The 13,238-nt window shown below is 72.1% G+C and carries 2 protein-coding genes (1 of these 2 only partly in view); both read left to right on the top strand.

All coding sequences use genetic code 11. The annotated features are described in order from the left end of the window. On the top strand, positions 1 to 2,982 hold the 3' end of the coding sequence (locus OG408_RS05895) for a non-ribosomal peptide synthetase (RefSeq protein ID WP_326668666.1). It extends 15,105 nt beyond the left edge of the window; only the last 2,982 of its 18,087 coding nucleotides appear in the window; its start codon lies beyond the left edge, outside the window; the stop codon is at positions 2,980 to 2,982. Further along, positions 2,982 to 13,238 (top strand): non-ribosomal peptide synthetase, encoded by a 10,257-nt coding sequence (locus OG408_RS05890; protein WP_326668664.1) that lies wholly within the window; start codon positions 2,982 to 2,984, stop codon positions 13,236 to 13,238. The genes OG408_RS05895 and OG408_RS05890 overlap by 1 nt, the downstream gene beginning before the upstream one ends.

Genomic DNA, 13,238 nt, shown 5'->3' with positions numbered 1-13,238 from the left:
TTCCGTACGTCGTTCGTGTGGGAGGGGTTGGCGGAGCCGGTTCAGGTGGTGTGGCGGCGTGCGGTGCTGCCGGTGACCGAGATGTATCTGGATCCGTTGGATCCGGTGGCATCGTGTGGTCTCTCGATGGACCTGGGGCGGGCGCCGCTCGTCGATCTCCATGTGTCGCCCGCTCCGGGAGGCGGGGGTGAGGGGCGCTGGCTGGGTGTGGTCCGGGTGCATCACCTGGTGCAGGACCACACCGCACTCGACGTCGTCCTGCGGGAGATCCGGGCGTTCCTGACGGGAGACGAAGAGACGCTGCCGGAGCCACTGCCGTTCCGCGACTTCGTCGCGCAGGCGCGCAGCGGCGTCGAACAGGGCGTACACGAGGCCTACTTCGCCCGACTGCTCGGCGACGTCGACGAGCCGACGGCTCCGTACGGACTCGCCGAGGCACACGGTGACGGCAGCGGCGTCGTGCGTGCGACCGCACCCCTGGTGCCCGCGCTGGAGGAGCGCCTGCGCACGGTCGCGCGCCGGCTCGACACCACCGTCGCCACGGTGATGCACGTCGCCTGGGCGCGGACGCTCGCGGTGATCGCCGGACGGAAGGACGTCGTCTTCGGGACGGTCCTCTTCGGCCGGATGAACGCCGGAACGGGAGCGGAGCGCGTCCCGGGGCCGTTCATCAACACGCTGCCGGTGCGGGTGCGTACGGCGGATCTGGGCGTACGCGAAGCCGTCGTCGCCCTGCGCGGCCAGCTCGCCGAACTCCTGGAGCACGAGCACGCACCGCTCTCGACGGCGCAGCGCGCCGGCGCCGTCGCAGCCGGCACACCGCTGTTCACCGCACTCTTCAACTACCGCACCGGGGGCGGGACCGCAGACGGAACCGCGGTGGACGGTGCCGACGGCATCCGGCTGCTGTCCTCGCGTGAGCGGACCAACTACCCCCTGACCGTGGCCGTCGACGACCACGGCCCCGGCGCGGGACTCGCCGTGACCGTGGACGCCGTGGCATCCCTCGACCCGCGCGAGATCGCCGCGCTGGTGAGGACCGCGACGGAAGGGCTGGTCGGCGCACTGGAAACAGCCGTCGACGGCGGCCCCGAGGCACCGCTGAGCTCGGTCGAGGTGCTCGGGGAGGACGAGCTGCGGCGCGTGGTGTCGGAGTGGAACGACAGCGCGACGGAGCTTCCCGAAGGCACCCTGCCTGCCCTGTTCGGGGCACAGGCGGCACGGACACCCGACGCGGTGGCCCTGGTGACCGAGGACGGCGGCGAGGTCTCGTACGCGGAACTCGACGCACGCTCGAACCGCATGGCGCGGCTGCTGACCGCGCACGGTGTCGGTACCGAGTCCGTCGTCGGCGTCTGTCTGGAACGCGGAGCCGACCTGTTGACCGCACTGCTGGGGATCCTGAAGGCGGGCGGCGCCTATCTGCCGGTCGACACCGATCTGCCGGCCGAGCGCGTGGCCGTGCTGCTGGAGGACGCCGTCCCCTCCGTGGTCGTGACGAGCACGGAACTGCGCCACCGACTGCCCAGGGGCATCGCGACCGTCGTGGCCGACGACGCACGGGACCTGCCGGGCACGCCGCTCGGAGCGGACGAGCGGCCCGCCCTGCGGCCCGCACACCCGGCGTATGTGATCTTCACGTCCGGCTCCACGGGACGCCCCAAGGGCGTCGTCGTCCCGCACGACGCGATCGTCAACCGACTGGGCTGGATGCAGAAGCAGTTCGGCCTGACGGCCGGCGAGGACCGGGTGCTGCAGAAGACGCCGACCGGGTTCGACGTATCGGTGTGGGAGCTGTTCTGGCCACTCCTGGAGGGAGCGGCCCTGGTGCTGGCACGCCCCGGCGGACACCGGGACCCGGCGTATCTCGCGTCGTTCGTCGTCGCTCACCGGATCACGACGGCGCACTTCGTGCCGTCGATGCTGGAGGCCTTCCTGGCCGAACCGGCGGCGGCGCGCTGCACGGGACTGCGGCGCGTGATCTGCTCGGGTGAGGCGCTCACACCCGCACTGCGCGAATGGTTCTTCGCCGTGCTGGGCGGCGCGGGTACCGAACTCCACAATCTGTACGGACCCACGGAGACCGCGGTCGATGTCACCTCCTTCAACTGCCGCCCGGGTCAGGGCGACCGGGTGCCGATCGGCGCTCCGGTGGCCAACACGCGTCTGTTCGTGCTCGACGAGTGGCTCTCGCCCGTGCCACCCGGCGTCCCGGGCGAGCTGTACGTGTCCGGGGTCCAGGTCGCGCGCGGATACGTGGGCCGGGCGGGTCTGACCGGCGAGCGCTTCGTGGCCTGCCCCTTCGACGCGGGGTCGCGGATGTACCGGACCGGTGACCGGGCCCGGTGGAACACGCGGGGCGAGGTCGAGTACCTGGGGCGGGCGGACGACCAGGTCAAGGTGCGCGGAATCCGCGTCGAGCCCGGCGAGGTGCAGGCCGTGGTGGCCGCGCACCCGGACGTCGTGCAGGCCGCCGTCCTCGCCCGCGAGGACACACCGGGCGACATCCGTCTCGTCGCCTATGTCGTGGGGACGGGGGACGACGTGACCACCCGCATCCGGGAGTTCACATCGGCCAGGCTGCCCGACGCCATGGTCCCCTCCGCGGTCGTCGTGCTCGACGCGCTGCCGGTGACCGTCAACGGCAAGCTCGACCGCAAGGCCCTCCCGGCCCCCGACCTCGCCGCGCTCGCCGGCACGGGAAGGCCGCCGGCCGACGAGCGGGAGGAGCGCCTGTGCGAGCTCTTCGCCGAGGTGCTCGGGGTCGAACGGGTCAGCGCCGACGACGACTTCTTCGCACTCGGCGGCCACTCGCTGCTCGCCACCCGGCTGCTCAGCCGGGTGCGCACCTCACTCGGCGTGGAAGTGACGCTGCGCACGCTCTTCGAGGCCCGGACCGTCGAGGCGCTGGCCCTCGAATGCCACAACAAAACTTCAGCTAGGCCGGCGTTGCGGCCGATGCGCAACCAGGGGGATTCCTGATGATTCCGGTGTCATTCGCGCAGCGTCGGCTCTGGGTCATAGACCAGCTGGAGGGCCCCGGCGCGACGTACAACATCCCCGTGGCCCTGCGGCTCTCGGGCAGGCTGGACCGGGCTGCGCTGAACGCGGCGCTGCGCGACGTCCTCGCCCGCAACGAGGTGCTGCGCACCGTGTTCCCGGTGCGGGACGGCGAGCCGTACCAGCGCATCCTGCGGATCGACGGGGCCCAGGGACCCGACCTGATCGACTGGGAGCTGCACGTCGGTGACGTCGATCCGGCGGACCTGGACAAGGCGGTCGCCGACGCGTCCCGGCACGTGTTCGACCTCGCATCCGAAGTGCCCCTGCGTGCCTCGCTCTTCGTGCTGGGACCCGACGACCACGTCCTGGTCGTCGTGATGCACCACATCGCCAGCGACGCCTGGTCCATGGGGCCGCTCATCCGCGACCTCACCGCCGCCTATCTGGCGCGCAGCGCAGGGCGGGCGCCCGGGTTCGAGCCGCTGCCCGTGCAGTACGCCGACTACGCGCTGTGGCAGCGCGAGCTGCTCGGCGACGCCGGCGACCCCGGCAGTGTGCTCGCCCGCCAGGTCGCCTACTGGCGCGAGGCCCTGGCCGGCTCCCCGCAGGAGCTGACGCTGCCCACCGACCGCGCGCGCCCCGGATCCCCCTCGGGGCGCGCGCACCAAGTACCGCTGGAGGTGTCGGGCACGGCACACGCCCGGCTGGCCGGCATCGCACGTGCGCAGGGCGCCACACCGTTTATGGTGGTGCAGGCGGCACTCGCCGTCGCGCTGTCGAAGATCGGCGCGGGCACGGACATCCCCATCGGTACGGACGTCGCGGGCCGGACCGACGAGGGACTCGAGGACCTGGTCGGGTTCTTCGTCAACACGCTGGTGCTGCGCACCGACCTGTCCGGCGACCCGACGTTCCACGAGGTGCTGACGCGGGTGCGGGAGAACACCCTGTCCGCCTTCGAGCACCAGGACGTGCCGTTCGAGAAGCTGGTCGAGGAGCTGGTCCCGGCGCGTTCGCTGGCCAGGCACCCCCTCTTCCAGGTCGTGCTGACGCTGCGGAACGACGCCGGACCCGAGTTCGACCTGCCGGGGCTGCGTGCCGAGGGCATCCCCTCCGGGTACGTCGTGGCCAAGTTCGACCTGGAGATGGCCGTCGAGGAAACGTACGACGCGCACGGTGCTCCCGCGGGGCTGCGCGGCTCGCTGACCGGCGCCGCCGACCTCTTCGACGCGGAGACCGTCGAGCGGCTCGCGGCCCGGGTGGTCCGGGTGCTGGAGCAGGCCGCGGATGCCCCGGGGACCCGGCTGAGCGCGGTGGACGTGCTCGACCGGACGGAGCGACAGCTGGTCCTCGGGACCTGGAGCCGCGAGGCGGCGTCACGGCTGCCGGAGGCGGCACCGGACGCGGTGTACGTACTGGACGCGCACCGCGCACCCGTGCCGGTGGGCGTCGCGGGCGAGGTCTACGTCGTGGGGGCGGGCCCGGACGGGGACGCCGGTGCCGGGACCGAGCCGATGCCCTGTCCGTTCGTACCGGGAGCGCTGATGCGCCCCACCGGGGACAGTGCGCGATGGACGCCCGGCGGGCAGCTCGTGTTCCTCGGCCGTACGGACGAGCTGCGGGACCGGAGCGTGCCGGCCGCCCTCGGAGCGGACCCCGAGCCCCCGAACCGTGGCAGGGCGCCCGCGACCGTCTGGGAAGAGCTGCTGTGCGGCATGTTCGCCCAGGTGCTCGGCCGGGAGACCGTAGGCGTCGAGGAGGACTTCTTCCAGCTGGGCGGGCACTCGCTGTCCGCGATCAAGCTGCTGAGCCGGGTGCGGGTGGTGCTCGGCGTGGAGGTGCCGCTGCGCGCGCTGTTCGAGGCGCCGACCGTGGCCGGACTCGCCGCACACCTCCCGGTTTCCCCGGCGGCGTCGCTGCCGCTGACCGCGGCCGGCCGCCCCGAGCGGTTGCCGCTCTCCTTCGCCCAGCGCCGCCTGTGGTTCATCGGCCAGCTCGAAGGCCCCAGCGCCACGTACAACATCCCCGTCGCCCTCCGCCTCACCGGCGCCGTGGACCGCGAGGCACTGAACGCCGCGCTGTGCGATGTCATCGCGCGTCACGAGGTGCTGCGCACCCGCTTCGCGGTCCTCGAAGGCGAGCCGTACCAGCAGGTACTCGATCCCGGCGCGCTGGACTGGGCCCTGCACATCGAGGACGTCGCACCCGGCAGGCTGGACGGCGCCGTCGCCTCGGCGGCGGCCCACGCCTTCGACCTGTCCTCGGAACTCCCGGTCCGTGCCTCGCTGTTCGTCACCGGACCGGGCGAGCAGGTGCTCGTCGTGGTCGTGCACCACATCGCCAGCGACGGGTGGTCGACCGAGCCGCTGGCCCGGGACGTCTCCGTCGCGTACGCGGCGCGCTGTGCGGGACGCGTGCCCGACTGGCGGCCGCTGCCGGTGCAGTACGCCGACTACGCGCTGTGGCAGCGGCGGCTGCTGGGCGAGGAGTCCGACCCGGACAGTGTGCTGAGCAGGCAAGTGGCCTACTGGCGCGAGGCTCTGGACGGTGTGCCCGAGGAACTCCCGCTGCCCGCCGACCACCCACGCCCCGACGTCGCGAGCTACGACGGCCACCGGGTCCTCGCCGAGGTGCCGGCCGAGGTGCACGCGCGCCTCGCCGAGGCCGCGCGCGCCGAGAACGCGACGACGTTCATGGTGCTCCAGGCCGCGCTGGCCATGCTGCTGTCGAAGCTCGGTGCGGGCCACGACATTCCCATCGGCACGGACGCCGCGGGCCGCACCGACGAGGCCCTGGACGACCTCGTCGGATTCTTCGTCAACACCCTGGTGCTGCGTACCGACCTCTCGGGGGATCCCACGTTCCGGGAGATGCTCGCCCGCGGCCGGGAGACGAGCCTGTCCGCGCTGACCCACCAGGACGTGCCGTTCGAGAAGCTCGTCGAGGAGCTTGCACCCGTACGCTCCATGGCCCGGCACCCGCTCTTCCAGGTCGTCCTCACCCTGGAGAACCAGGCCGAGTCCGGGCTCGACCTGCCCGGCGTGCGCGCCGAGTCCACGCCGACGATGCTCACCACCGCCAAGTTCGACCTGGACCTCGGTGTCCAGGAGACCTTTGACGCCCATGGTGCCCCCGCGGGGCTGCACTGCTCCCTCATCGCCGCCGCCGACCTCTTCGCCCAGGGTTCGGCCGAACTGCTCGCCCAGCGGCTCGTCCGCGTCCTGGAGCTTCTCGCCACGGACCCGGACACCCGGCTCAGCGCCCTCGACGTCCACATCGAGGGCGAGCGGCAGCGTGTGCTGGCCGAGTGGAGTGCCACGGACCCGCGGATCGAGGGCGCCGGTACGGCCGACGGGGACACCCGCGCCTATGTGCTCGACGCCGGGCTCGCACCGGTCCCCGCCGGAGTGCACGGCGAGCTGTACGTCGCCGGGTCGGGGCCGGCCCGCGACCGCCGGGACGGCCCCGGCCCGACCGCGGCGGCCCTCGTCGCGAACCCCTTCGCCGCCGACGGCTCCCGGCTGCACCGCACCGGCGCCCGCGCACGCTGGACCGCCGACGGCCGCCTGATGATCACGAGCGGCGCCACGGACGACCGCGCGGCCGGACTCACCCCTGCGCCCCGGTCCGGCGGCGGGAGCGGACGCCGCCCGTCCGGACTGCGCGAGGAACTGCTCTGCGCCGTCTTCGCGCAGGTGCTGGGCCGGGACGGCGTCGGCGTGGACGACGACTTCTTCCGGCTGGGCGGGCACTCGCTGTCCGCGATCCGACTGCTGAGCCGGGTGCGGGTGGTGCTCGGCGTGGAGGTGCCGCTGCGCGCGCTGTTCGAGGCGCCGACCGTGGCGGGACTCGCGGCCCGCATCGCCGGCTCCGGCGCGGCCCGCCCGGCCCTGACCGCGGCGGACCGCCCCGAGCGGCTGCCGCTCTCCTTCGCCCAGCGCCGCCTGTGGTTCCTCGGCCAGCTGGAGGGCCCCAGCCCCACCTACAACGTCCCGATCGCGCTGCGGCTCACCGGCGACCTCGACGCGCAGGCCCTGGACGCGGCGCTGCGCGACGTCGTCCGCAGGCACGAGGTGCTGCGCACCGTCCTGGCCACGGCCGACGGCGAGCCCTACCAGCGTGTCCTCGACGCAGGCACCCTCGACTGGGGACTGCGGCTCTCCCGGGTTGCCCCCGAGGACCTGGAGCGCACCGTCACCGAGGACGCCGCGCACGTCTTCGACCTGGCCGCGGAGATCCCGATCCGCGCCCACCTCTACGGGACGGGCCCCCGGGAACACGTCCTGCTGGTGGTGCTGCACCACATCGCCAGTGACGGCTGGTCGACCGAACCGCTGGCCCGGGACCTGTCCACCGCCTACGCGGCGCGCCACGCGGGGCAGGAACCCGCCTTCGCGCCGCTGCCGGTGCAGTACGCCGACTACGCGCTGTGGCAGCGCAGGCTGCTGGGCGAGGAGTCCGACCCCGACAGCGTGCTGACCCGGCAAGTGGCCTACTGGCGCGCGGCGCTGGACGGAGCACCCGAGGAACTCGCACTGCCCGCCGACCACATAAGGCCCGCCGTCGCCTCGCACCGCGGACACCGGGTCCCTGTCGAGATCCCCGCGGCCGCCCACGCCCGGCTGGCCGAACTGGCCCGCACCGAGGGCGTGACCGTGTTCATGGTGCTCCAGGCCGCGCTGGCCATGCTGCTGTCGAAGCTGGGCGCGGGCACCGACATTCCCATCGGCTCGCCCAACGCGGGCCGTACGGACGAGGCGCTGGACCGCCTCGTCGGCTACTTCGTCAACACCCTCGTGATCCGCACCGATCTCCACGGGGACCCGACGTTCCGCGAGATGCTCGGCCGGGTCCGCGAGACGAGCCTGTCCGCGCTGGAGCACCAGGACGTGCCGTTCGAGCGGCTCGTCGAGGAGCTGTCCCCGAGCCGCTCCATGGCCAGGCACGCCCTGTTCCAGGTGATGCTGACCCTCCAGAACCAGGCCGAGGCCGTGCTCGACCTGCCGGAGCTGCGCATCGAGGGCCTGTCGTCGGGTGCCTCGCTCGCGAAGTTCGACCTGGAGGTCATCGTCGGCGAGGAGTTCGACGCCGACGGAGCACCTGCCGGGGTGCGCGGCTCGGTGACCGGTGCCACCGACCTCTTCGACGCCGAGACCCTCACCCGGTTCTCCGAGCGCCTCACATACGTGCTGGACCTGCTGTCGAGCGGCCCGGACACGCGGCTGGGTGCGCTCGACGTCCTCGACCGGGCCGAGCGCCTGCGTGTTCTGGACGAATGGAACGACACCGACGCCGACGTGCCGCCCATGACCGTCCCCGGCCTGTTCGCCGTGCAGGTGCGCCGCAGCCCCGACGCGCCCGCGGTCGAGTCGGGCGGCACGACGCTGACGTACGCCGAACTGGACGCGCGCGCCAACCGCCTGGCCCACCTGCTGGCCGCCCGCGGCGTCGGCCCCGAGTCCGTCGTCGGCGTGGCGCTGGAGCGCGGCACCGAGCTCATGGTGACTCTGCTGGCCGTCCTCAAGGCGGGCGGTGCCTACATGCCGCTCGACGCCGACCACCCGGCCGAGCGACTCGCCTACATGCTCAGCGACGCGAGCGCCGACTGCGTCGTCACCGCGGCGTCCTGGGGCGGATCCCTGCCCTCCGACGTCCCCCTGATCGACCTGGAGGACGCCGGCACGGCCACCGCCCTCGCGGCGGCCGACGCCGAAGCGCCGCCCGAGGGCCGCACCACCCACCCGGCCCAGCCCGCCTACGTGATCTACACGTCCGGCTCCACGGGACGCCCCAAGGGCGTGCTCGTCCCGCACAACGGCGTCGCCGCCCTCGTCGCCGGGCAGCGCGACGCCCTCGGTGTGGGGCCCGGGGCGCGGGTCGCCCAGTTCGCCTCCGCCGGGTTCGACACCTTCGGCTGGGAGTGGCTGATGGCCCTGGTCTCCGGCGCGGCACTGGTGGTGATCCCCAGGGAACAGCGCCTCGGCGCTGCCCTGCCCCGCTTCCTGCGGGCACGGAACATCACCCATGTCACGCTGCCGCCCGCCGTCCTCGCGACGCTGGAGGACGGCGTGCTCGGCACTGACCTCGTGCTGACCGTCGCGGGCGAGGCCACCGGCGTCGAACTGATGGCGCGCTGGGCACCCGGCCGTACCATGTTCAACTCGTACGGGCCGACCGAGACCACCGTCGACGCCACGATGTGGCGCTGCGACCCCGATGCCACGCAGGTCGCGATCGGCCGCCCCGTCGTGAACACCCGGGTGTACGTGCTCGACGAGACCCTGTGCCCCGTGCCCGCCGGCGTGCCCGGCGAGCTCTACGTCTCCGGCGACGGCCTCGCACGTGGCTATCTCGGACGCCCCGGCCTGACGGCCGAACGGTTCGTGGCCCACCCGTACGGTGCGCCCGGGCAGCGTCTCTACCGCACGGGCGACCGGGCCCGCTGGACGTCCGCGGGACAGCTGGTCTTCGCGGGCCGCGCCGACGACCAGGTGAAGATCCGCGGCGCACGGGTCGAGCCCGGTGAGATCCGCGCCGTGCTCACCGCCCACCCGCAGGTCGCGCAGGCCGAGGCGCTGGTGCGCGAGGACTCCCCGGGCGAGCGGCGACTCGTGGCGTACGTCGTCCCCGCGCCCGGCACCGACCGCCCCCGCACGGCCGGACTTCCCGCCGAGCTCCTGCAATGGGCCGCCGGATTCCTCACCGACCACATGGTGCCCTCGGCCGTGGTGCTGCTGGACGAACTGCCCATCACCGTGAACGGGAAGCTCGACCGTGCCGCCCTGCCCGCACCCGGGGCCGCGGCGCGCGCCGACGAGGCCGGCCGGGCACCCGCCGACGTGCGCGAGGAATTGCTGTGCGCGGCGTTCGCCGAGGTCCTCGGAGTGGCACACGTCGGTGTCGACGACGACTTCTTCGCTCTCGGCGGCCACTCACTGCTCGCCGTCCGGCTGGCCAGCAGAGTACGCAGAGTGCTCGGCACCGACCTCGACGTCCGTCTGCTCTTCGAGGAGCCGACAGCCGCGGGACTGGCGGCGCGGCTGGCGGGCGGTGACGGCTCCCGCGCCGTGCTCACACCCCAGGAGCGCCCCGAACGGCCCCCGCTCTCCTACGCGCAGCGCCGCCTCTGGTTCATGGAACAGCTCCAGGGGCCCAGCACCGTCTACAACATCTCGGTCGGTCTCCGTCTCACCGGGCCGCTCGACCGGAAGGCCCTGGGGGCCGCGTTCCTCGACGTCATCGCCCGTCACGAGGTGCTGCGCACGGTGTTCCCCCTGGCCGGCGACGAGCCCTACCAGCACGTTCTCGACCCGGAGGAGCTGGACTGGCGGCTCACCGTGACCGAGACTACGGCGGAGGAACTGAAGGCCGCGGTCGGCGAGACTCTGGCGCACACCTTCGACCTGGCCGCCGAGATCCCCGTACGGGCCACCCTGTTCGCGGCCGGCCCGGACGAGCACGCGCTCGTCGTGGTCTTCCACCACATCGCGAGCGACGGCTGGTCGGACGGCCCGCTCGCCGGCGACCTCGCTTTCGCGTACGAGGCTCGGAGCGAGGGGCGAACCCCGGTCTTCGCACCGCTGCCGGTGCAGTACGCGGACTACGCGCTGTGGCAGCGGGAGCTGCTGGGCGACGAGGACGATCCGGAAAGCCTGCTGGCCCGTCAGATCGCCTACTGGCGGCGGACGCTGGCCGGCGCCCCGGGAGAGCTCGCACTGCCCTTCGACCACGCGCGCCCCGCAGTGGGTTCGCACCGGGGCCACGAGGCGCACGTCGAAGTCCCCTCCCAGGTGCACGCCCAGCTGATCGAGCTCGCACGCGCCGAGGGCGTCACTCCCTTCATGGTGCTTCAGGCCGCCCTGGCCGTGACTCTGTCCCGGCTCGGTGCCGGAACCGACATCCCCATCGGCTCCCCGCACGCGGGACGCGTGGACGCGGCACTGGACGACCTCGCCGGGTTCTTCATCAACACCGTGGTCGTACGCACGGACCTGACGGGCGATCCGACCTTCGGCCAGATCCTGGCGCGCGTACGCGAGACGACCCTGTCCGCCATCTCACACCAGGACGTGCCGTTCGAGAGGCTGGTGGAGGAGCTGGCCCCCAGCCGCAGCCTCGCCCGGCATCCCCTGTTCCAGGTCATGCTCACCATGCACAACAACGCCGAGGCGAACCTGGGCCTGGCCGGCCTGCGTACCAGCGGCATGCCCGCGACGGAACGGGCGGCCAAGTTCGACCTGCACCTCCAGATCGGTGAGGTCTTCGACGCCGACGGAGCCCCCGCGGGACTGCGGGGCTCGACCGTCGCCCCGGCCGACCTCTTCGAGGCGGAGACGGTCGCGCGGCTGACCGCCTGCTGGGCACGGACGCTCCAGTCACTCGTGACCGCCCCGGCCGTTCGGCTGAGTGAGGTCGATGTGCTGGGTGTGGGTGAGCGGGGTCGGGTGTTGGGGTTGGGTGCTGGTCCGGTGGTTGAGGTGCCTTCGGGTGTTTCGGTGTTGGGGTTGTTCGAGGGGCAGGTGGCTCGGGTTCCGGGTGCGGTTGCTGTGGTGTCGGGTGTGGAGCGGGTTTCGTATGGGGAGGTGGGGGAGCGGGCTGATCGGTTGGCGGGTTGGCTGATTGGTCGGGGTGTGGGTCGTGGTGATGTGGTGGGGGTGTGTTTGCCGCGTGGGGTGGACATGGTGGTTGCGGTGTTGGGGGTGTGGAAGGCGGGGGCTGCTTATGTGCCGGTGGATCCGGGGCAGCCGGCGGAGCGTGTTGCGTTTGTGTGGGGTGATGCCGGTGTTGTGGTGACGTTGGATGAGGCGTCGTTGGCGGTGGCGTTGGCTGGTGGGTCGGGGGTGGTGGTGCCTGGGGTGGCGTTGGTGCCGGGGGATGCGGCGTATGTGGTGTATACGTCGGGTTCGACGGGGCGTCCGAAGGGTGTGGTGGTGACGCATGGGGGGCTGGCGAGTTATGTGGTGTCGGTTTCGTCGCGGTTGGGTTTTGCGGAGCGGGGTGGCCGGTTCGGGGTGTTGCAGTCGCAGGTGACGGATTTGGGTAACACGATGGTGTTTGGTGCGTTGGTGTGTGGTGGTGAGTTGCATGTGTTGCCGGAGGGGGTGGTGACGGATGCGGATGCGGTGGCGTCGTATGTGCGGGGTGAGGGGCTTGATTATCTGAAGGTGGTGCCGTCGCATCTGGCGGCGTTGGGTGGGGTGCGTGGGCTGAAGGGGTTGTTGCCTGCGCGGTCGTTGGTGCTGGGTGGTGAGGCCGCTGATCCGGGCCTGGTGGCGGAGTTGCTGGCCGTCGGGGGTGATGGGGTGGGGGTGTTCAATCATTATGGTCCGACTGAGTTGACGGTTGGTGTGGTTGCTGGTCGTTTGTCGGGTTCGGTGGTGTCGGGTTCGGTGCCGGTGGGGTTGCCGTTGGGTAATGTGCGGTGTTTTGTGCTGGATGGTGGGTTGGGTCCGGTGCCGGTGGGTGTGGTGGGTGAGTTGTATGTGTCGGGTGTTCAGGTGGCGCGTGGGTATGTGGGTCGTTTCGGGTTGACGGCTGAGCGGTTTGTGGCGTGTCCGTTTGTGGTGGGTGAGCGGATGTACCGGACCGGGGATCTGGTGCGGTGGTCGGCTGGTGGTGAGTTGGTGTTTGTTGGTCGGGCTGATGATCAGGTGAAGGTGCGGGGTTTCCGTGTCGAGCCTGGCGAGGTCCGGGCCGTTCTTGCTGCGCATCCGTTGGTCTCGCAGGTGGCTGTCGTGGCCCGTGAGGGGGCGTTGGTGGCTTATGTGGTTCCCGCGGGGGATGCGGGGGACGGGCTCGGAGCCGAGGTCAGGGAGTTGGCTGCCAATCGTCTTCCAGAGCACATGGTGCCCTCGGCTGTGGTGGTGCTGGATGCTCTGCCGTTGACCGCGGCCGGCAAACTCGACCGCGCAGCCCTCCCCGGACCCCTGGCCGGACAGATCGGCATGGATGCCCAGCGAGGACCGAAGGACGAGCGGGAAGCGCTCGTGTCCAGGCTGTTCGCCGAGGCGCTGAAGCGGGAGAGCGTGGGCGTCGACGACGACTTCTTCAAGCTCGGGGGACACTCCCTGCTGGCGATCGTGCTGATCGCCAAGGTGCGTGCGGCGCTGGACGTCGAAGTCGACATCCGGACCCTGTTCGAGGCCCCCACGGTGGCGGAGTTCTCCCGCCGAATCGGGGACGCCGCAGCCGCCGGACCCGGGCGGCCCGCCCTGCGTCCCAGAGCGCGAGGCTGA

Origin of the sequence: Streptomyces sp. NBC_01257, from assembly GCF_035917255.1 — a bacterium.
Classification (GTDB): Bacteria; Actinomycetota; Actinomycetes; order Streptomycetales; family Streptomycetaceae; genus Streptomyces.
Note: the sequence above shows the minus strand (reverse complement) of the source record. Positions and strands in the feature narration are given on the sequence as shown.